The organism is Salinibacterium sp. UTAS2018 (assembly GCF_004118935.1).
GTDB lineage: Bacteria > Actinomycetota > Actinomycetes > Actinomycetales > Microbacteriaceae > Rhodoglobus.
In genome coordinates this window covers 254,049-274,756 of record NZ_CP035375.1, presented here as the reverse complement: position 1 = coordinate 274,756, position 20,708 = coordinate 254,049, and the positions used below count along the sequence as shown (strand labels likewise).

Genomic DNA, 20,708 nt, shown 5'->3' with positions numbered 1-20,708 from the left:
GTCGTCATGTCCATCGACACCCAGCAAGCCATCACAGGATTCATCGCGACCGAGCCCCGTCTGACCCACACCGAGGACGGCACCGCCCGGTTCTACGCGCGGATCGGCATAGAGCATTCGCAGCAGACCCCAGACGGAAGTTTCACGCAGCTCGACCCGTCCTTCCACGACATGAGTGCCTTCCGGCGCGCAGCCGAAGAAGGAATCGCGCGATTCCACAAGGGCGACAAGTTCATCGCCACTGGGCGCGTACGCGAGTACAGCTACGAGAAGGACGGCCAGACTGTCGCAGCCGAGGAGTTCATCGTCTCCCGCTTCGGTCACGACATAGCACGCACCCAATACGAGGTCGATCGCGGACCTCATCGCGACAGCAACCTGCGTGAGGCGACCGGTAGTGATGCCTCCCCTTTTGAAGCACCTGCCCGAGCGCGAGCGCAGTCAAATGCCGCTCCTGCGGTCAGCATCTGAGTAGGAGCGGTCATCGTGACTGACTTCGTTCCCACAGCTGAAGCACACGAAGGGCGCGATGCGGATGACGACGACGAATCTTTCGTCGCTGAACCACCGCATCCGATCAACTGGAATCTCCTCACCGCGAATGACGCGGAGGTTGAGTGGCTGGAGCTGAATCGCTGGGTCGACTGGCTCCGCCGCACTTACGGACTCCCAGCCGCAGTGATCCCGCCGTACTGGCATCGTCACCCCGAACTCGTGTGGGAGCTGTCCGCGCTGCACCTGCACTGGCTGTGCGCCTACGACCCAAACCAAAATGGATCCGCACCGTTGGGGTGGCATCGCGACTTTGCGGATGCTCGCCTCCGCCTCCGGGACTCAGTGACTACTTCCGGGACCCGACTCGATCGTGATCGCCCCACACGGCAAGCCACCTGGCCTGGGGAAGAGCCGTCCATTCCCTCCGAAGAAGCGATGATCACCGACCGGGAAGCCGACTTCGTCGAGTTCGTCGTTGATGACGTTCAGCGACGTCAGGCAGCTGAAGACGAGTTCTACCGTTCACTCGGAAACCCTCCTCTGGACGAGTCATGAGCGACACAGCCGAAGCGACCGCGTCAGTCTCGCCATTGCTGGATAGCCGAGAGGTCGCCTCGTATCTGAAGGTCTCCGAGTCGACTTTGTCTCGATGGCGCTCCGCGGAGACCGGACCACCATTCATCAAGCTCGGCGGTATCGCCCGATACAGACTCGAAGCGATCAACGAGTGGCTGCAGAACTTGGAGCCGCACCATGGCTCGCCCAGCTGAGCCGATGCCAGAGTCCTCACCCCGTCCGGTGCCCCCGATCGGGGTGAGGATCTCCACCGACATGGAACGACGTTCCTACGGAATTCGAGCGCGGGCACGCTGGACCGATCCGCTCACCAAGCAGCGCGTGATCCGTACCGAGATTGTGAAGGACGAGGCAACCGCACGGGCATTCTTCGAAAGGCTCCGGAATTCTTCGGTCAAGGGAATGGACGTCTCCATGACGCTCCTGGAGTTCTTCACCTCGATCGGCGATCGATGGGCACGCGGCCTCGATATGACCTCCACCGGAGACAACTACCGCTACGGTCTTCGGCTACGCGTGCTTCCGGCGCTCGGCCATCTGCCCGTCGCGCAAATCACCGCGGGAATGATCGACCGCACGATCGATGACTGGGAGAAGCAATACGGCGCATCGACGATCAAGAACACCATCGCGCCACTCGTGCGGGTGCTCGACGAAGCCGTTCGCGATGGCCTGATCACAATCAACCCCGCCAAGCACCGAGCGAAGCGGAGTCTCCACCGAAACGCCTTCCGAACCCAACCCGCCGAAGATGCTGCCCCGCGCGCGCACGCGATCCCTGACCTGCAGAAACTGAACCAGCTCGCCTCCGCCTGCGGCGCCGTCCATCAGTCCTATTCAGACTTCGTGATGCTCGCAGCTCTGCTGGCAGCACGCTCTTCAGAAGTCTCCGGACTTCAAGTTGGCGACGTGGACTTCAACAAAAACCTCGTCATCATCCGAAGACAGGTCTTCCCCGGCAGGGGCGGCCTCATCACTAAGCCGACCAAAAGCCGCAAAGAGCGTCGCGTGCCGATTCTCGACCCACTCCGGCCGGTCCTGACACGACTCTGCGCGTTCAAGCAGCCGGAAGCGCCACTACTCGTCGGTCCGCGTGGCGGCTTCCTCACGACAGCCACCGTTCGCGACGCCACCAGCTGGGACCTGGTCGTTGCTGACCTCGGCCTGCCCAACCTCACCCGACACGGCCTCCGACACACCGGTGCCACCTGGCTCGCCGACGCCGGAGTTCCCCTCCACGTCCTCCAAGAGATCCTCGGACACGCCTCGATCGAGACCACTCGCGGCTACCTTCACCCCGATGACCGCCACCTCGCATCCGCCGCAGAACAAGCCAACGCCTTCCTCAGCAGAGACACCCGCCCGAACACTTCAGGACGGCCACGGCAAGGCACCGGACGCGGACTGTGACCGGCTCCGCCGTGGGTTTTCATCGTTCTGGTCCCTTTTTGGTCCCCTTATCCACAGACAGGGCATCCCGGCGGATTCTGTTCTACACAGGTCGACCACGCACACCGACCGAAGGGGACCAGAGGGGGACCAGCGAAAACCGTCCACAGAAACAACAAATCCCTGATGAAAATTGCTTCTCATCAGGGATTTTCCGTCGGGCTGACAGGATTTGAACCTGCGACCCCCTGACCCCCAGTCAGGTGCGCTACCAAGCTGCGCTACAGCCCGCGACGTTGATTTTCAGTTGTTTGTGCCGACCGAAGAGTGGTAAACCACTTAACCCCCAGTCAGGTGCGCTACCAAGCTGCGCTACAGCCCGCGACAACTCCACTATCCTAACGCGGAATTTGAGGGCTCGTGTTCACATTGGGGGTCAAAGCGCCGACGAGCGCGAAATCAATTCGCGGTAACCCCGTGCGCGGCAGCGAAGAACTCGCGTTCATGCTCCGTTGACGCCACGAAAGCGCCCAGCATCGCATCCCGAACTGGCGGGGTGGCGTCTGCGGCGAGCGCCGTCACTATCGTGATGGCCTGCTCCGTGGCATCCGTGAACGCGTCATCGGCATAGGTGGTCAACCAGTCGGCGTAGGGGTGCTCGGCGTGCGCGAGCGGGTGCAGGCGCGAACCGACGTCGTGGTACACCCAGAAACAGGGCAGAAGGGCGGCAGCGAGCACGGCGTAGTCACCGCGGGCAGCTGTCGCCAGCAGGTGGTTGAGGTACCCGGTGGTGGTCGCACTGGGCGAAGCAGCAAATACCTCACCGGAAGGAGACCATGACTCGTGCAACTGCAGTTCCGTCACGATGCAGCCCTCGGCACTCGATGCCCAGAAGGCTTGCTCCGCAGCGGTAGGTGCCAGCCGGGCGGCTTCGGCGAGCGCCCGCGCATAGTCGCGCAGGTAAAGCGCATCCTGAGCCAGGTACCAGACAAAGTCGCCCCGCTCGAGGGAACCATCCCCCAGCGCCCGCACAAAGTCACCGTTGTCGATCTGAGCGCGGATGCCCGCAATCTCAGCCCACCAGTGCTCCCGCACCTCTGCCGCCGTTGGCGCCGTCTCTACGCCCCCGCGAGCCCACAGCCCCGCAAAGTGGTTGACGGGCCCATGCCCACCGCCCACCTGTAGCGCTGCACCGGCACGGATGCTCTCGCTCAACCACCGCTTCGATTCCCCCACCGCGGCAGCCCAATCGCCGGTCGCCGCAATGCGCGTCGCGAGCGCACTCGAGAGCGAACAGCCCGTTCCGTGCGTGTTCGTGGTCTCTAGACGGATGCCGGCAAACTCAGTCACGACCGGTTCGTTCCCGAAACGAGCATCCACGAGCGCATCCGGAGCCTCAGCTCCGCTCAAGTGACCACCCTTGGCTAGTACGCGCACCCCGTAGGAGGCAGAGACTCGCCCCGCCTGCGCCAGCACCTCGTCCCAGGTCTCGGCGGCAGGCTCTCCCGCAATAATCGCGAGCTCGGGAATGTTCGGCGTCACCAGATCGCTGACCCGCACGAGTTCGCGCAGCGCCAGCTCAGCTTCGGTATCCAGCAGGCGATCCCCACTCGTGGCGACCATCACTGGGTCGAGCACAATGAGCGGTGGCTTCACCCGCGCCAGCCACTGCTGCACGACAGCGACGACCTCGGGAGTGCCAAGCATCCCAATCTTCACCGCATCGATCGTGACGTCGTCACTGACGGCATCCAACTGCTCTTTCAGAAACGAGGCCGGCGGCACATGCACGCCACTCACGCCCTGCGTGTTCTGGGCCGTCAGCGCCGTGATCGCCGCCATGCCGTAGCCGCCATTGGCCGCGATCGACTTGAGGTCAGCCTGGATGCCGGCCCCACCCGAAGGATCGCTTCCGGCGATGCTCAGTACTCGCGGTACGCGCACGCCACTCGTATCAGCACCTGCACCCGCACCAACGCCTGAACTCACACTCACGTTCTCTCCCATACCCGCAACGTCACTCACGCCGTCTCCCCCGCTCGAACTCCAGCCCACGCTGCGGCGAGCGCCCGTGCTGCTTCTCGCGGATCGGCCGCCCCACAAATAGCGGACACCACCGCAGCACCGTCAGCACCAGCGGCCCGTAACAACGGAAGATCCTCAAGCCCAATACCGCCAATAGCAACAGTCGGCAGTTTGCTGACTGCGACGAGCTCGGCCATGCGGGCATGTCCCAGAGCATCCGGAGCATCCTTCTTGGTCGTCGTCGGGTTCAGCGCACCAATGCCGACGTAGTCCACCCCGGCCGAGCGCACCCCCGCCGCAAACAGCTGGTCCTCGGTAGAAGCGCTCAATCCGACAATGGCATCCGGCCCGACAAGGGCTCGAACTGATGACACGGGCAAGTCGTTCTGCCCCACATGCACTCCGGCCACTTTGGCACCCATCTCGCGGGCCGCCAGGTACACGTCGACACGGTCATTGACGAGCACGGGCACCTTTCGGGCCACAGCAGTGGAAACCCTCAGGACGATGTCGAGAAATTCGTGGGCGGGAGTGTCCTTCTCGCGAATCTGCACGACGGTGACTCCCCCGGCGACGGCCTCATAGACGAGGTCGACAAGGTCATGTCCGGCCGCGCGGGCCTGGGCTGAGTCCGTCACGAGATAGGTCGAGAGGTCGAAGCTCTCGCGAAAACCGTTGCCTACCGCTCTCCCGTTCTCTCGCACGCCGCTCACGCGATCACCGCCCGTTCTGCAATGTCGTCTACTGACACTTCGCTCAGTGCGTCCAGCAGAGCCACAGCGAAGCTTCCCGGCAATGCCGAACGCTCTGCCGCGAGATCAGCCGCTACCGTGTACACGCTCGTCGCCGCTACTGCCGCGGTCAACGCATCCGGAGTCACCGCCGCAAACGCCGCCATGATCGCTCCAAGAGCACAGCCGCCACCCGTCACCTTCGTCAGCACCGGATGCCCGTTGGTCAGTCGCACAACACTCACGCCATCGGTCACGAGGTCAGTCGCTCCCGATACCGCGACAGCGCCGCCGGTCACCCGCGCGAGCATCTGCGCGGCGGTGAGTGCGGCATCCACACTGCTCGTGCTGTCGACACCCCGGCCGCCGGCACCAAGCTCGGCGAGCGCCAAAATCTCGGAGGCATTGCCCCGCACAATCGACGGCCCCAGATCACGCAGTCGATACGCCAACGGAGTCCGCACGGGCAGAGCACCGATAGCCACGGGGTCGAGAACCCACGGCGTTCCCGCAGCGTTGGCGGCCGGTGCTGCCTCCAGCGCCGCGGCGCGCTGCTCTTCACGACAGGTACCGAGATTGATGAGCACTCCGGACGCCACCCCCGCGAACATACCGGCTTCTTCCGGAATATCCACCATGGCCGGCGCCGCTCCGACAGCGAGCAGAGCGTTAGCGGTGAAGCCCACCACCACACTATTGGTGATGCACTGCACGAGCGGCGATGTCGATCTCACCGCCTCGAGCGCGTCTTGGGTGGCGGTCAAAAAGTTTGGTGGCGTACGCGACATGCACGACATCCCTTCGCTAGTTCTAACTAGATCAGGTTCGACGGGTGTGTTCTCAGCCCCGCAGGGCACCCCGTGTCACAAGTTGTGCCTCCACGATAGCGGTTCACGCGGATCCTCGGGCAGTGGTACTGCGCCCACCTCAGTAGCCCACTCCTGGACCACTTCCCACCCGCATACCGCCTGCTTATGCCCCGCATCCGCCGCGCCGTGAGCCGGTTTGCCGCCGACTCCACGCAATCGGGATTATTTTGCTGTCGGATGTCGTTGCACTGAGCAAGAATAAAGATGACGACTGATTTGTGCGCCCTTTCGACCCCGGCTGCTGCTTCGTCCTACCGCTTGAGACACGACAGGATTTTCATGACCAGCACCGCGCCGATTACCGGCAGTATTCCCCTCGCCCCACCCGGAGCGAGCTCATCGTCGAGCTCTGCGGCGGGCGCCGTCGACAACAGCGGTCGCAACCGTCTCGTCATCGCGCTCATGCTCGCGGCAACCTTCGTGGTGTTCCTCAACGAGACGTCGCTCGTCGTTGCCATCCCCCGCATCATGGAAGACCTCAAGATCGAGCCGAGCACCGCGCAGTGGTTGTCAACGTCGTTCATGCTTACGATGGCGGTAGTGATTCCGATTACCGGATTCCTTATCCAACGCTTCACGACCCGCAGCATCTTCATCGCTGCCATGACGCTCTTCACCGCGGGCACACTTCTGGGCGCGATCGCCCCCACCTTCGCGATCCTCATCGTCGGTCGCGTCGTTCAAGCCTCGGGTACGGCCATCATGCTGCCGCTTCTCATGACCACCGTCATGACTCTCGTCCCCCCGGCCACCCGCGGTAAGACGATGGGTAACGTCTCGATCGTCATGTCGATGGCTCCCGCCGTCGGCCCGACCGTCGCCGGTCTCGTCCTGGCCGTCTTCGACTGGCGCTGGGTTTTCATCGTCATGATCCCCATCTCGGTCACCGCACTCATCCTCGGCATCACCAAGGTGCGCAACGTCACGGATCCCCGCAAGGTGTCGATCGATGTACCCTCGGTCATCCTCTCCGCCGTCGCCTTTGCGGGACTCATCTACGGCCTCTCCAGCCTCGGCGAATCAGCCAGCGGAGAGGTGCTGGTTGCCCCCGCTATCCCCATCGCTGCCGGAGCCATCAGCCTCGCGCTATTCATCATGCGCCAGCTCACGCTGCAGAAGACCGACAGTGCACTGCTCGACCTTCGCACTTTCGCCGCCCCCGGGTTCGCGATCTCGATCGGCCTCATGATGGTCATGATGGCCGCCCTGTTCGGCACCATCATCCTGCTCCCCATGTTCACTCAAGACGTGCTCGGCCTCGAGCCCATCCAGAGTGGCCTTCTCGTGCTGCCCGGTAGCCTCATGATGGGAATTCTCGGACCGATTGTGGGCCGCCTCTACGACAAAGTTGGCCCGCGCCCGCTCATGATCCCCGGTGCCATCGTCGTGAGCGCCGCCCTCTGGAGCTTCACGATGCTCTCGGAGAACAGCTCGCCGTTCATGGTCGTCGCCATTCACGTTCCCATGAGCATTGGCCTGGCCTTCATGTTCACGCCGCTCTTCACGTCGGCACTGGGCAGCCTCAAGCCGCATCTGTACTCACACGGAAGCGCCACCATCGGCACTGTGCAGCAGCTCGCGGGCGCCGCCGGTACCGCGCTGTTCATCGCGCTGCTCACCGTGCAGTCCGTCGCGCTGGCCGCCGAAGGGGCACCCGATACCGAGGCTCTCGCCGGGGGCGTTCGTCTCGCCTTCATGGCCGGCGGAATCATCTCGCTGTTCGCGATCGTCGCCACGTTCTTCGTCAAGCGCAACGACGCCGAGGTTGACGCCGAGGCGGATGCCGACGCGAACGTCGCACCGGTCGCACACTAACGCTCGAGCGTGAGCGGCAGCCCACCGGCATCCGCTCACGCGCTGGTTAACGCCAAACGGCGAGTCACTCTCCCAGGAGAATGACTCGCCGTTTAGTCGTTACGCCGAACCTACTTGCGCTTGCGCTTCTCACGCACACGCATGTTGACCTGGATGGGGCTGCCATCGAAGCCGAAGATCTCGCGCAGTCGACGCGTAATGAATCGACGGTACTGCGGGTCCAAGAATCCGGTCGTGAAGAGCACGAACGTTGGCGGGCGGCTCGATGCCTGCGTACCAAAGAGGATGCGCGGCTGCTTGCCACCACGAAGCGGGTGAGGGTGCTCCTGCGTGAGTTCAGCCAGAAGCGCGTTGAACTTACCGGTCGCAATGCGGGTATCCCACGACTCCAACGCCAGCTCGAGAGCCGGAACCAGCTTCTCCATGTGACGACCGGTCTTGGCCGAGATGTTTACGCGAGGAGCCCACGCAACGTGCGCGAGGTCCTTGTCGATTTCACGCTCGAGCAGGTCGCGACGTTCGTCGTCGAGAAGGTCCCACTTGTTGAAGGCCAGAACGAGCGCACGGCCCGATTCGAGCACGAGGTCAACAATCTTGAGGTCTTGAACGCTGAGCGGCTGGCTCACGTCGAAGATCACAACGGCAACTTCAGCCTTTTCCAGTGCGGCACTCGTGCGCAGCGTGGCGTAGAAATCTGCACCCTGGGCAAGAGCAACACGACGGCGGATGCCGGCGGTGTCGACGAAGCGCCAGAACTTTCCGCCGAGCTCGATCTGCTCGTCGACCGGGTCGCGAGTCGTGCCCGCGAGTTCGTTGACAACAACGCGCTCTTCACCGGCGGTCTTGTTGAGAAGGCTCGACTTGCCCACGTTCGGGCGACCGAGGATAGCAACGCGGCGCGGGCCACCCACTTCTTCCTTGGCTACATTCGAGATCTTCGGCAGCACCGTGAGCACGTGGTCGAGAAGGTCAGCAACACCGCGGCCGTGAACGGCGGATGACGGCCACGGCTGACCGAGGCCGAGGCTCCAGAGCGACGCGGCATCCGATTCCTGATGAACGTCGTCAACCTTGTTGGCAACCAAAATCACGGGCTTGTTAGTGGCGCGAAGCATGCGCACAACGTGCTCGTCGGTCGAGGTGGGGCCAACCGTGGCATCCACTACGAAGAGAACAGCGTCGGCGAGGTCGATAGCGATCTCAGCCTGGGCAGCAACCGAAGCGTCGATGCCCTTAGCGTCGGGCTCCCACCCACCGGTGTCCACGATCGTGAAGTGACGGTTGTTCCACTCGGCCTTGTAGTTCACGCGGTCGCGAGTAACACCGGGGGTGTCCTCGACAACGGCTTCACGACGACCGATGATTCGGTTAACGAGAGCCGACTTGCCGACGTTCGGGCGACCAACGATCGCGAGAACGGGCAAAGCGGGAAGGTAGTAGATGGCATCCGGGTCGTCGGATGCAGAATCCAGAACCTGAATGTCATCGTCGTCGAGGTCGTAGTCGCTCAATCCGGCGCGAAGGGCGGAGGTGCGCTGGGCAGCCTCTTCTTCGTCCATGCCGGAAAGTCGCTCGACGAGATCCGGGTTCAGCTCGGGAAAATCGTCTGCGGCGGGCGAATGATCGGCCATGGGTAGTCCTTTGTTTACATACTGGAGCGAACGAAACTCGCGACGGCCGTCACGGTTTGATCGAAGTCAAGATTGGTGGAGTCAATGGTGATGACTCCATCGGCGGCGTTCATGAAGTCCACGACTTTGGAGTCCTGCGCATCTCGATAACTGAGTTGTTGCGCCGTTGTCGCGCTCGATTCTCCGGAGAGTTCAGCCGCACGACGTTCCATCCTAGCTTCTTCGCTGGCTGTGAGCAGAATTCGCGCTTGAGCATCCGGTGCCACCACCGTCGTGATGTCTCGTCCTTCGACCACAATTCCGGGTTTTTCGCTGCCGGCAATGATGCTGCGGAACAGGTCGACCATGTACTGACGCACCTCGGGAACCCGGGCGATGTTCGAGACAACCCCGGTGATACGAGGTTCGCGGATGTCGTTGGTCACGATCTCCGAGTCGACCTTCACAAAGTAGTTGTCGGGGTCGATACCGATGGAGTACTCGAACCGCGGGAGCGTTTCGATTACGTCACTGGGGCCCAGGGTGTCTACACCGCGCTCGAGGCAGTGCAGCGCGAAACCGCGGTACGCGGCACCGGTGTCGAGATAGTCAAAACCAAGTTCGCGAGCGGTGGCCTTAGACACACTCGACTTTCCGCTGCCAGCGGGGCCATCCACAGCCACAACAACAAACGACGGATTCTTATTCACGCGAAAGCCCCTGCAATCTTCCAACCGCGAGACGAGAGCTCGCGGGCCAATGTGCTTTTTTTCTCCGGCAGTACCGAGATCTCAGCCAGACCAAATTGTGCGCCGGGTGAGTGTTCCAGCCTCAAGTCTTCCATGTTGACATCGGCCTCGCCGATTTCGGTGAGTAGGCGGGCAAGCTCACCGGGCTTGTCATCCACCATCACGACGAGTTGGCTAAAGCTCTTGCTCGTTCCGTGCTTGCCGGGAATTCGTGCCACTCCAGCATTACCACCTGCCAGCACTTCGGCGAGAGCGCGGCGTGAACCCGGTGCATCCGGATTTTCAAGGGCGGTGATCGCGCCGCTGAGTTCGCTCTGCAGTTCCCGAAGAATCTCTGCGACGGGGCCAGCATTCGCGCTCAAAATCTGAACCCACAGTTCCGGGGCACTTGAAGCAATGCGAGTTGTGTCGCGCAGCCCCTGACCGGCGAGGCCTACAGCCTCGTCGGAAGCGTCGGCCAAACGGTGAGCAAGCAGACTGGAGACGATCTGCGGCACATGCGAGACCAAAGCCACCGCATCATCGTGCTCCGATGCCGACATCAGCACCGGAATCGCGCCCAGCTCGATCACGAGATCTTCGACCGCTCGACGGTTAAATGGCGTCCCACGGCCAATCACCCAGGGGCGACCAATAAACAGGTCGGCGCGCGCCGAAATAGCGCCACCACGTTCGCGTCCCGCTAGCGGATGAGAACCAACAAAACGATCAAGATCGACACCGAGGGCGATGAGCTCGTCCAACACGGATACCGCGACGCTCGCGACATCCGTCACCGTGGCTTGCGGCCACGCCATGAGTTCGCGCGCGACAACCTCTGCCGTGACGTCGGGCGGAACCGCCACGATCACGAGCGTGGGCTTATCGTCCGCCTGCGGTGCACGACCAGCGCCGTAGTCGATGGCGAGCGTCGCGTTACTGCGCGACGCATCGTGCAGAATCACGTCTACACCCTTGGCCCGCAAGCCGTGGCCGATGCTGGCACCGAGCAGCCCCGCACCAACGATGCGAACTTGCCCGGTGATGCGGCCTAGATTCACGAGCGCTCCTCGGCGTCACGGGCGATCGTCAAAACCGCACCCAGCTCCACCTTGGTGAGGTTACGAGTCTTGCCCACTCCAAGACTTCCGAGGTTGAGCGGACCGAACTGGCGACGAACGAGTTCGACAACGGGGTGGCCAGCGGCCTCCATCATCCGTCGCACGATGCGGTTGCGGCCCGAGTGAAGGGTGAGCTCAATCATGGACTCGTCGTTCACGGCGCGGCCGATGACGCGAGCCTTGTCGGCGGCGATCACTCCGTCTTCGAGCTCGATGCCCTTGGTGAGTTGCGAGACTGTTTGAGCGCTCACTACACCTTCAACCTTGGCAATGTAGGTCTTCGTAACACCGAACGAGGGATGCGCGAGCACGTGCGCGAGTTCGCCGTCGTTGGTAAGCACGATGAGTCCAGACGTCTGCACGTCGAGACGGCCCACGTTGAAGAGTCGCTCGTCGTAGTTGCCGGTGAACTGCTGCAGGTCGGCGCGACCGCCCTCGTCTGCCATAGAGCTCACGACGCCAACAGGCTTATTGAGCATGACGTAGCGCTTGGTGGTGTCGAGCTGAATGGCTGAGCCATCCACCGTGACGCGGTCGGTCGGCTTGACGCGGCGACCAGCTTCTTCGACAACCTTGCCATTGACCGCAACACGGCCCTGGTAGATCAAATCTTCTGACACCCGGCGGGAGGCAACTCCTGCCGCGGCCATTACTTTTTGAAGGCGTTCGCCCTCGGGGTGAGTGGCGCCTGCGCCATTAGCGTTGTTCATCAAAACCGTCCGAACCATCAGATAAAAGTGGCGAGATGGGAGGCAATTCGGCAATGGAGTTGATCCCCAATTGCACGAGCATGAGCTCCGTTGTTTCGTAATGGATGGCGCCCGTCTCGTTGTCGGTAAACGCCTCCGTAATAAGTCCTCGGCTCAGCAGTGTACGCACTACTGAGTCAACATTCACCGCGCGCACGGCAGCAATTGCCCCACGACTGATCGGTTGCTTGTACGCAATCACTGCGAGAGTCTCCAACGCGGCCTGACTCAAGCGCGACGGATTCTGCGTATAAACGAAGTCTCGCACCGCCGCGTCGTAGTCGGCGCGCACGTAGATGCGCCAGCCACCGCCCACTTCGCGAAGCTCAAAACCACGACGGGGGCCCGCGCCTTCGCCGTCAAAATCAGCCCGCAGCGCGGTGATCGTCTGGCGGATCGCGGCCACGGGAGCGTTCAGCGCGGTCGCCAGGCTCACGATGCTTTGCGGCTGATCGGCCACCATAAAGATCGCTTCAAGGCCGCGAGCGAGATCAACAACGGGGCCGGCGGCGAGTTCTTCTGCTGTCGGCTCGGTGTCGGGCTGCTCGGTGGGCAGATTTTCAGTCGTCGCGGTGTCAGTTTCCATAATCAGCTCCCAGATTAGCGAGGCTATCGTCTGACCAGTGTTCCGCTGTCCAACGGACGGTGAGTTCGCCCAAGGGTTCGATCTGCTCGAACGCCACGTTCGAGCCGCGATACAGCTCCAGCACCGCCAAGAAGCGGGCAATGACCACGCCCTTGAGCTCGGCGCCGGCGATGAGCTGACGGAACGTCATCGGCTCCCCCGCGCGCAACAGCGCGACGACGTGCGCCGCCTGCTCTCGGATGCTGATGAGCGGGGCGTGCAAATGGTCGAGCCCCACGCTCGGAATCTCTCGCGGCGTGAACGCCAGCGTCGCGAGGGCAGCAAAATCATCGAGGCTGAGGGTCCACACGAGCTCGGGAGTTTGAGTGCGGTACTTCTCCTCCAAACGAACTGACCGAACCGTCCGCGTGGCTTCAACCTCAAAGTGCGAGCCAAACCAGTCACTGGCCTGCTTGAAGGCGCGGTACTGCAACAGGCGAGCGAAAAGCAGGTCACGCGCTTCAAGAAGGGCAAAGTCTTCGGCGTCTACGAGCTCCCCCTGAGGCAGGAGTCCCGCCACCTTCAGGTCGAGCAGCGTGGCAGCAACCACCAAGAATTCGCTGGCCTGATCGAGTTCGTCGATGTCATCCGAGCCATCGGGCGACTGAAAATTACGGAGGTACGCGATGAACTCGTCAGTGATCCTCGAGAGCGAGACCTCGGTGATGTCGAGTTCGTGTTTGGTGATGAGCGAGAGCAGCAGGTCGAAAGGACCGTTGAAGTTGCTGAGAGAAACCGAGAATCCTTCTGCGGGAGTCTCGATTTCGTCGGCGCCGTGTGCCGAAGGCGCCTCGACGCCGCTAGGCGACGGCGCCACGGGCAATCAGCTCTCGCGCCACTTGGCGGTACGAGTGTGCCGCTGAGTGGTCGGGGGCGAAAGTTGTGATGGGGGCTCCGGCAACGCTGGCATCCGGGAACTTCACCGTGCGACCAATGACGGTCTCAAGAACATCGTCACCGAAGTTTTCGACAACGCGCTCGAGTACTTCACGCGAGTGGAGGGTGCGAGCGTCGAACATGGTGGCCAAGATGCCGTCGAGCTTGATCGCCGGGTTGAGCCGATCCTGAACCTTTTCGATCGTCTCCACGAGCAGAGCGACACCGCGCAGGGCGAAGAACTCGCACTCCAGCGGGATAAGCACGCCGTGGGCGGCCGTAAGCGCGTTGACAGTGAGCAAGCCGAGTGAGGGCTGGCAGTCGATCAGGATGACGTCGTAGTCGTCACTAACCTTGCGAAGAACGCGGGCCAAGATAGTTTCGCGAGCGACCTCATTGACGAGGTGCACCTCAGCGGCCGAGAGGTCGATGTTGGCCGGGATGACGTCGAGGCCGGGAACGTTCGTGTGAACAATCGCTTCGGCCGGATTCTTGATGGAGCCGAGCAACAGGTCGTAAATCGTGGGCACATCGTGCGTCGGAACACCGAGGCCAGCAGAGAGCGCACCCTGCGGGTCAAAGTCGATGGCGAGAACGCGGCGACCATACTCAGCGAATGAAGCGCCGAGGTTGATAGTGGTCGTTGTTTTGCCGACGCCACCCTTCTGGTTGCACAGAGAAATGATGCGTGCGGGCCCGTGGCCGTCGAGCGGCGGGGGTTCCGGAAAGTTGGTGATCGGGCGGCCGGTTGGGCCCATTGCCGGAACATCCAACCCTGCCAGCGTCGATTCGTTCTCACGCTGTTTTGTCATGCTAAAAGTTTACGTCGCGCTTTCGTTGCAGCCGGTTCTCCCACGCGCGGACACGACAGGGTCGCCTCTACCAAAGGTTGAAGGTTTGAGAGCGCGACACGCCCAACCAACACACCGGGCTCGCCGCTACTCCGCCGCCTCGCTACCCCGCTACCGGGCGCGTGGGTGCGCGGTCGTGTACATGTCGCGCAAGGTGTCAGCGGTGACCATCGTGTAAATCTGCGTGGTGGCGACCGAGGAGTGCCCCAGCAACTCCTGCACTACCCGCACGTCGGCTCCTCCCGACAGCAAGTGCGTTGCAAACGAGTGTCGGAAAGTGTGCGGAGAGATGTCGATTCCCAGCTCGGCTCGTTCTGCCGCGGACTGGATGATCAACCACACGTTCTGACGCGATAGCCGGGCGCCGCGCGCTCCCAAAAACAACGCGGGCGTGGATGCGCCCTTGGCTGACAGCACGGGACGAGCGCGCACAAGATACTTCTCGATCGCCGCTTGCGCAAAGCTGCCGACCGGAACGATGCGCTGCTTGTTGCCCTTACCCAGCAGGCGCACAATGTCGCCATCGATCATGTCGTCGACGTTGAGCGCGGTGACCTCCGAGACACGCGCTCCCGTGGCGTACAGCAGCTCCAGTAGCGCGGTGTTGCGCAGCGAGATGATCTCGTCGCCGGGAAATGCCCCCAGCACCGCCGTCATTTGTTCAATGGTGATGGCCTTGGGCAACCGCATCGGCTGCTTCGGAATCGCGACCGTGTGAGCGACATCCTCCACGGCAAGCGATTCATCGACAAAAAAGGTATGCAGCCCGCGCACTGTCGACAGCATGCGCGCGACCGACGACGCCGCGAGCGGTCGCTCGGTGTCGGCTCGCAAGCTGTGCGCGAAAGCGGTGACGTCATCCGCCCCCACAGCAGCGGGCGTGACAAGGCCCCGAGCGCTCAAGAATCCGAGATAGGTGTCGAGGTCGCGACGATAGGCCGCGAGAGTGTTCGCCGAGAGCCCGCGCTCAATCGCAAGATGCCGCAGATAGCGCTCTGCGGCCACGGCAATCGCGCTCTTCGCTACGGGAGGCGTCGGCTCGGTCATGTCGCTCAACCTACCGCGAGGGGCTATTCAGCGTAGTTACGCGGATGCCGCGGCCACGGCGCGTTGGCGTCGCCGAGCGTGTTCCAGCCCCGGTCGCGCCCCAATTGCGCCGCCATGACCCCGACGCACAGGATCGAGTTCTGCACGCGACGCTGCAGCACCGCTTCCACGGCCTCATCGAGCGGCACCCAGCGAAGCTCAATGCCGGCCTCTTCGGCGTAGCGCTCAAACACGTCGCCGGTCGCACTCACTCCGCGCGCGAGGTAGATGCGCACCGCCTCATTGCTGCCGCCCGGCGAGGTCAGCATTTCGCTGAGCACGTGCCACGACTCAGCCTGCAGGTCAGTTTCCTCAGCCAGCTCGCGTTGAGCCGCAATGAGCGGCGACTCGTTGAACACGTCGAGCAAGCCTGCGGGCAGTTCCCAATCACGCAAGCGCACCGGATGCCGGTACTGCTTGATCAGCAAAACGCGGTCACGCTCATCCATGGCCAGCACCGCAACGGCGCCGGTGTGGTTCACAAACTCGCGCGTGATCGCGGAGCCGTCGAGCTGAAAACGCTCGCGGTCCACGTTCCACACCCGCCCCGCGAACACCGTTTCGCTGCCGAGAAGCTCGGGAGTGACGCGGTCGTCGCTCAGCTCATTGCTGGGGTCGTTATGCATCATCCTGCTCGGTCACCTCGAAGAGGCGGTTGGACTTTTGGCGCTCAATCGCTGCGGCAATGAGGCCGCGGAAGAGCGGATGCGCGTGGTTGGGGCGCGAGAGAAGTTCAGGGTGTGCCTGAGTTCCCACGTAGTAGGGGTGAACTTCGCGCGGCAGCTCGACGAACTCAACCAGGGTGCGGTCGGGCGAGATTCCGGAGAACTTCAGTCCCGCATCCGCAATCTGCTGGCGGTATTCGTTGTTTACTTCGTAGCGGTGACGGTGGCGCTCGGCCGCGGTCGGTGCGCCATAGATCTCTTCGACGATCGAACCGGGTTCGAGATCAGCGTTGTAGAGGCCGAGGCGCATCGTGCCGCCCATGTCTCCCCCAGCGATGATGTCCACCTGCTCGGCCATGGTGGCGATAACGGGGTACTTCGTGTCGGTATCGAACTCGGTGGATGACGCGCCTTCGAGGCCGGCCATGTCGCGAGCGTATTCGATCACCATGCACTGCAGGCCAAGGCAAATGCCGAGGGCCGGGATGCCGTTCTCACGAACGAACTTGAGGGCGCCAAGCTTGCCCTCGATTCCGCGCACGCCGAAACCACCGGGAACGATGATGCCGTCGAGATCGCCTAGGTGCTTGGCTGCACCTTCGGGCGTTTCACATTCGTCGGAGGGAACCCAGCGGATGTTGACCTTGGCGCTGTTCGCGAAGCCTCCGGCACGCAGTGCTTCGGTGACCGAGAGGTAGGCGTCGGGCAGGTCGATGTACTTACCGACGAGACCGATCGTGGTCTCGTGCTTGGGGTGGTGAACGGCTTCGAGAAGTTCGCTCCAGCCATCCCAGTTGACCGAGTCGGCTTCGAGCCCGAGTTGATCGATGATGTAAGCGTCGAGTCCCTGGCTGTGCAGCATTTCGGGGATGTCGTAGATGCTGGCCGCATCGGTGGCGTTGACGACGGCGTCTTCTTCAACGTCACACATGAGCGCGATCTTGCGCTTGTTCGACTCGGAGACGGGGCGGTCGCTGCGCAGTACGAGAGCATCGGGCTGGATGCCGATCGAGCGCAGGGCTGCCACGGAGTGCTGCGTGGGCTTGGTTTTCTGCTCACCGGACGCAGCCATGAAAGGCACGAGCGACACGTGAACGAAGAATACGTTTTTGCGACCCAGTTCGTGGCGCACTTGGCGAGCCGACTCGATGAACGGAAGGCTCTCAATGTCGCCGACGGTTCCACCGATTTCGGTGATAATCACGTCAGGCTGCGGGTTCGAGTCGTCGAACGGGCCAGCGGCCTGCAGGCGCATGCGGCGCTTGATTTCGTCGGTGATGTGCGGGATGACCTGCACGGTATCACCGAGGTACTCACCGCGGCGCTCTTTGGCGATCACTTCGGAGTAGATCTGGCCCGTCGTGACATTGGCTGCCTGGTTGAGCTTGATGTCGAGAAAGCGCTCGTAGTGACCGATGTCGAGGTCGGTTTCGGCACCATCATCGGTGACGAAAACTTCACCGTGCTGGAAGGGGTTCATCGTGCCGGGATCCACGTTCAGATAGGGATCCAGCTTCTGCATGACGACGCGGAGCCCGCGTGCTGTCAGCAGGTTACCGAGACTCGCCGCCGTGAGGCCTTTACCGAGAGAAGAGACGACTCCTCCGGTGACGAAGATGTGCTTTGTTACGACCGCGTTTTGATTGTCCACCACGGGGTTCTATCGTATGCCACGACTGACGATCTTGTCGCCGCTTCAGGGCGTTTCGTTATCGGCTTAACAGCTTGAGCCGAACGTGCTGAGGTTATCCACACCCGAAGCGGGCCCGTTCCTCGCCGCCGTGCCGCGAAGTAATCAGCGACTACGGCGCAGCATTCTCAAGTTCGCGTGCCGTCTCAATCAGTTCGCGCGCATGAGCGAGGCCGGATTCTGAATCAGGAAGCCCCGAGAGCAACCGCGCCATCTCAGCGATGCGCGCCTCGCCTTCGAGTTTGTGAACGCTGGATGCCGTGACCGAGCCATCATCGCCCTTAATGACGCTGAGGTGGTTATCGGCAAACGCGGCCACCTGTGCCAAGTGGGTGACAACAATCACTTGGGCGGTGCGGCTGAGCTGAGCCAGTCGCTTGCCGATTTCGATGGCGGCAGCACCGCCGACGCCGGCATCCACCTCATCGAAGATGAAGGTGGGCACGGGGTCGTTGCCGGCGATAACAACTTCGATCGCCAGCATGACGCGCGAGAGCTCTCCCCCCGAGGCGCCCTTACCGAGTGGCCGTGGAGGTGCGCCGGGGTGGGGGCGCAGCAGAATCGCGACTTCGTCCTTACCGCTGAGCGAATAGTCACTGCGGTCTTCGACGGTCACAACGATTTCGGCATTCGCCATTGCCAGATGCGTAAGTTCGTTGCTCACCTCGGAGGCGAGGCGCGCAGCACTCGTCGTACGCACGTCGCTGACGCCTGAAGCGAGCTGGATGAGCTCGCTCTGATCGGCCTCAACTTGCGCGCGCAATTCATCGATTCGGGTGGAGTCGTTGTCGAGCTCCAGAAGGCGTTGGCTACCGGTATCAAGAACATCGACGACATCGTCGAGACTCACGCCGTGCTTGCGGATGAGAGCAGAAAGCTGGCTGCGGCGTTCTTCAACCTGCTCCAGTTCACGGCTGCCATCGGCATCCAGACCGGCAAGGTAGCCCGAAAGATCGGTCGAAATCTCGCCGAGAGTAATGGATGCTGCCGCTAGCGCTTCGGCGATAGACCCCAGTTGCGCGTCGTGCTCAGCAACTCGCTCGAGCCCTCGCTGGGCACTGGCAAGCAACGCCACCACATCGGAGCCCTCGTCCGCCGCATCCGCCGACAGCACCGCGTGAGCGCCTTCAGCCGCGAGCCGGAGGCCTTCGAGGTTAGAGAGCCGATCGGCACGTTCGGTAAGTTCGACGTCTTCTCCACGGCGCACGTCGGCCGCTTCGATTTCTTGGATAGCCACACGAAGTTCGTCCGCTTCACGACTGCGGAGGTCGCTCTCCGCGATCAATACGTCGAGCTCGCCCTGAGCGGCCTGCCACCGATGGAACGTGGCCTGATACTGCTCGAGCACAGTCGCCAATTCCGCACCAGCAAAGCGATCGAGCGCATTGCGTTGCGCAGTCGATGATTTGAGACGAATTTGTTCCGACTGCCCGTGCACGACAACTAGCTGGTCACCAAGTTCGGTGAGCACGCCAACCGGGGCGCTGCGGCCACCGACCACGGCGCGACTGCGGCCTTCGCGAGCCACCGTGCGCACGAGAAGAAGTTCGCCTTCGTCGAGGTCACCACCGGCGTCGCGCACGCGGTCGGCAACAGCCGATGCCGGATCAATAACCCAGCGGCCCTCGACAGAAGCTTGGTTGCTTTCCGCCCGAATCGAGGTGGGGTCGGCACGCTCCCCCAGGAGCAGCCCGAGCGCCGTCACAACCATTGTCTTACCGGCACCGGTCTCCCCCGTGAGCGCGGTGAAACCCGGACTCAAAGGCAGTCGAGCCGAGGCGATAACACCGAGGTCGCGGATGGAAATCTCTTCGATCACGAGTGGGTTCCTTCCTCCGATGCTGGCCCACGCCAACCGTTGACAGGCAGGTTAAATTTTTTCACGAGACGATCAGTGAACGGGCCCTGTGAGAGGCGGGCAAGACGCACTGGCACCGGGGAACGACGCACAACTACGCGGGCACCGCGAGGCAGGTCGAAAGCACGGCGACCATCGCACCACAAAACCCCAATGCCCATATTGCGTCCGAGCACTTCGACGGCCAGTGCAGAATCCGGGCCGACAACGAGCGGACGAGCAAAAAGGGCGTGAGCGCTCAGCGGCACGAGCAGCAAAGCGTCGAGACTCGGCCACACAACCGGGCCTCCCGCCGAAAACGCATAGGCGGTGGAGCCGGTGGGCGTCGACATCACTACGCCGTCGCAGCCAAACGATGAAAGGGGGCGACCATCGACTTCGATGACTACTTCGAGCATCCGCTCGCGACTGGCCTTTTCGACCGTCGCTTCGTTGAGCGCCCAGGATTCGTAGACAACCTCGGAGTCGACCTTCACCCGCACCGAAAGAGTCATGCGCTCTTCAACGAGGTAATCACGAGCCAGCGCACGTTCGACTGTCGACGTGAGCTCTTCTCGCTCGCTCTCGGCCAAGAATCCAACGTGGCCGAGATTCACGCCGAGCAACGGGGCGCTGCAGCCACGCGTCAGTTCCGCGGCGCGAAGGATGGTTCCATCGCCACCGAGCACGATGACGAGTTCGAGTTCGCCGGTTTCGACCTCGTTTCCGAGGCGGCGCACGGGCGAGAGATCGGGCTCCGCGTGCAAAATAGTTTCGTAGCTATCGGGGGCCAAGACCACAACGATGCCCGCACTAATGAGTTGACGGCACACCGAGATCGCGGCGGTCAGGGACTCGGCGCGTCCCGTGTGAGCGATGACCAAAATGTGACGCTCAGAAGCATGAGAGTTCTCGGACTGCACCGTGCACCTCTCATTCGTAGTGATTGATCTTTACGCCACCGCGCGGT

At 62.4% G+C, this 20,708-nt stretch carries 20 protein-coding genes, 1 tRNA gene and 1 riboswitch; of the genes, 5 read left to right on the top strand and 16 right to left on the bottom strand.

The window, feature by feature from the left end; translation table 11 throughout:
• Nucleotides 1-6: 6 nt before the first annotated feature.
• The 4 genes from ESZ53_RS01315 (at nucleotide 7) to ESZ53_RS01300 (ending at nucleotide 2,481) form a co-directional block, all read left to right on the top strand.
• The gene (locus ESZ53_RS01315) at nucleotides 7-471 is read left to right on the top strand and encodes a single-stranded DNA-binding protein (protein ID WP_129071185.1); all 465 of its coding nucleotides are present in this window, start codon (nucleotides 7-9) and stop codon (nucleotides 469-471) included.
• Between the two features lie 15 nt (nucleotides 472-486).
• On the top strand, nucleotides 487-1,050 hold the full coding sequence (locus ESZ53_RS01310; RefSeq protein WP_210403821.1) for a hypothetical protein: 564 nt from the start codon (nucleotides 487-489) through the stop codon (nucleotides 1,048-1,050).
• Nucleotides 1,047-1,265, top strand: a complete 219-nt coding sequence (locus tag ESZ53_RS01305; protein WP_129071184.1) for an AlpA family transcriptional regulator — start codon at nucleotides 1,047-1,049, stop codon at nucleotides 1,263-1,265. Before ESZ53_RS01310 ends, ESZ53_RS01305 begins: the two co-directional genes overlap by 4 nt.
• Before the next feature lie 61 nt (nucleotides 1,266-1,326).
• Nucleotides 1,327-2,481, top strand: coding sequence for a site-specific integrase (locus tag ESZ53_RS01300; protein ID WP_246837344.1), 1,155 nt, complete (start codon nucleotides 1,327-1,329; stop codon nucleotides 2,479-2,481).
• 196 nt (nucleotides 2,482-2,677) lie between these two features.
• Here ESZ53_RS01300 and ESZ53_RS01295 read toward each other — a convergent pair.
• The 4 genes from ESZ53_RS01295 to thiM all read right to left on the bottom strand — a co-directional run bounded on the left by ESZ53_RS01295 (nucleotide 2,678) and on the right by thiM (nucleotide 6,004).
• Nucleotides 2,678-2,751, bottom strand: a tRNA-Pro gene (locus ESZ53_RS01295).
• Nucleotides 2,752-2,919: 168 nt separating this feature from the next.
• Nucleotides 2,920-4,485: a bifunctional hydroxymethylpyrimidine kinase/phosphomethylpyrimidine kinase gene (locus ESZ53_RS01290; protein ID WP_129071182.1), complete on the bottom strand. Its 1,566-nt coding sequence runs from the start codon at nucleotides 4,483-4,485 to the stop codon at nucleotides 2,920-2,922.
• Nucleotides 4,482-5,198, bottom strand: coding sequence for a thiamine phosphate synthase (gene thiE, locus ESZ53_RS01285; protein ID WP_129071181.1), 717 nt, complete (start codon nucleotides 5,196-5,198; stop codon nucleotides 4,482-4,484). Before thiE ends, ESZ53_RS01290 begins: the two co-directional genes overlap by 4 nt.
• Entirely contained in the window at nucleotides 5,195-6,004 is an 810-nt protein-coding gene (gene thiM / locus ESZ53_RS01280) for a hydroxyethylthiazole kinase (protein ID WP_129071180.1), read from the bottom strand. Before thiM ends, thiE begins: the two co-directional genes overlap by 4 nt.
• A riboswitch (TPP riboswitch) is annotated at nucleotides 5,996-6,087 on the bottom strand. (Overlaps the previous gene by 9 nt.)
• Before the next feature lie 277 nt (nucleotides 6,088-6,364).
• On the opposite strand from thiM, the gene ESZ53_RS01275 reads away from it, so the two are divergent.
• Complete coding sequence (locus ESZ53_RS01275) at nucleotides 6,365-7,900, top strand: MDR family MFS transporter (RefSeq protein ID WP_129071179.1); 1,536 nt, start codon at nucleotides 6,365-6,367, stop codon at nucleotides 7,898-7,900.
• 110 nt (nucleotides 7,901-8,010) lie between these two features.
• On the opposite strand, the gene der is transcribed toward ESZ53_RS01275, so the two are convergent.
• The 12 genes from der to ESZ53_RS01215 all read right to left on the bottom strand — a co-directional run bounded on the left by der (nucleotide 8,011) and on the right by ESZ53_RS01215 (nucleotide 20,661).
• On the bottom strand, nucleotides 8,011-9,531 hold the full coding sequence (gene der, locus ESZ53_RS01270) for a ribosome biogenesis GTPase Der (protein WP_129071178.1): 1,521 nt from the start codon (nucleotides 9,529-9,531) through the stop codon (nucleotides 8,011-8,013).
• A gap of 14 nt (nucleotides 9,532-9,545) precedes the next feature.
• Nucleotides 9,546-10,220, bottom strand: a complete 675-nt coding sequence (gene cmk / locus ESZ53_RS01265; protein ID WP_129071177.1) for a (d)CMP kinase — start codon at nucleotides 10,218-10,220, stop codon at nucleotides 9,546-9,548.
• On the bottom strand, nucleotides 10,217-11,299 hold the full coding sequence (locus ESZ53_RS01260) for a prephenate dehydrogenase (RefSeq protein WP_129071176.1): 1,083 nt from the start codon (nucleotides 11,297-11,299) through the stop codon (nucleotides 10,217-10,219). Before ESZ53_RS01260 ends, cmk begins: the two co-directional genes overlap by 4 nt.
• Nucleotides 11,296-12,069, bottom strand: coding sequence for a pseudouridine synthase (locus tag ESZ53_RS01255; protein WP_129071175.1), 774 nt, complete (start codon nucleotides 12,067-12,069; stop codon nucleotides 11,296-11,298). The genes ESZ53_RS01260 and ESZ53_RS01255 overlap by 4 nt, the downstream gene beginning before the upstream one ends.
• Nucleotides 12,056-12,694 carry an SMC-Scp complex subunit ScpB gene (locus tag ESZ53_RS01250; protein ID WP_129071174.1) on the bottom strand — a complete coding sequence of 213 codons (639 nt, stop codon included), beginning with the start codon at nucleotides 12,692-12,694 and terminating at the stop codon, nucleotides 12,056-12,058. The genes ESZ53_RS01255 and ESZ53_RS01250 overlap by 14 nt, the downstream gene beginning before the upstream one ends.
• Nucleotides 12,684-13,550 carry a ScpA family protein gene (locus tag ESZ53_RS01245; RefSeq protein WP_129071173.1) on the bottom strand — a complete coding sequence of 289 codons (867 nt, stop codon included), beginning with the start codon at nucleotides 13,548-13,550 and terminating at the stop codon, nucleotides 12,684-12,686. The genes ESZ53_RS01250 and ESZ53_RS01245 overlap by 11 nt, the downstream gene beginning before the upstream one ends.
• Nucleotides 13,534-14,421, bottom strand: a complete 888-nt coding sequence (locus tag ESZ53_RS01240; protein WP_129071172.1) for a ParA family protein — start codon at nucleotides 14,419-14,421, stop codon at nucleotides 13,534-13,536. Before ESZ53_RS01240 ends, ESZ53_RS01245 begins: the two co-directional genes overlap by 17 nt.
• Nucleotides 14,422-14,571: 150 nt before the next feature.
• A complete protein-coding gene (locus ESZ53_RS01235; protein ID WP_129071171.1) occupies nucleotides 14,572-15,507 on the bottom strand; it encodes a site-specific tyrosine recombinase XerD in 936 nt (311 codons plus the stop codon).
• 23 nt (nucleotides 15,508-15,530) lie between these two features.
• Nucleotides 15,531-16,175, bottom strand: a complete 645-nt coding sequence (locus ESZ53_RS01230; RefSeq protein ID WP_129071170.1) for an NUDIX hydrolase — start codon at nucleotides 16,173-16,175, stop codon at nucleotides 15,531-15,533.
• A complete protein-coding gene (locus tag ESZ53_RS01225; protein WP_197132696.1) occupies nucleotides 16,165-17,865 on the bottom strand; it encodes a CTP synthase in 1,701 nt (566 codons plus the stop codon). Before ESZ53_RS01225 ends, ESZ53_RS01230 begins: the two co-directional genes overlap by 11 nt.
• Nucleotides 17,866-18,013: 148 nt before the next feature.
• A complete protein-coding gene (gene recN / locus ESZ53_RS01220) occupies nucleotides 18,014-19,720 on the bottom strand; it encodes a DNA repair protein RecN (protein WP_129071169.1) in 1,707 nt (568 codons plus the stop codon).
• Entirely contained in the window at nucleotides 19,717-20,661 is a 945-nt protein-coding gene (locus ESZ53_RS01215; protein WP_129071168.1) for an NAD kinase, read from the bottom strand. Before ESZ53_RS01215 ends, recN begins: the two co-directional genes overlap by 4 nt.
• Nucleotides 20,662-20,708 lie beyond the last annotated feature (47 nt).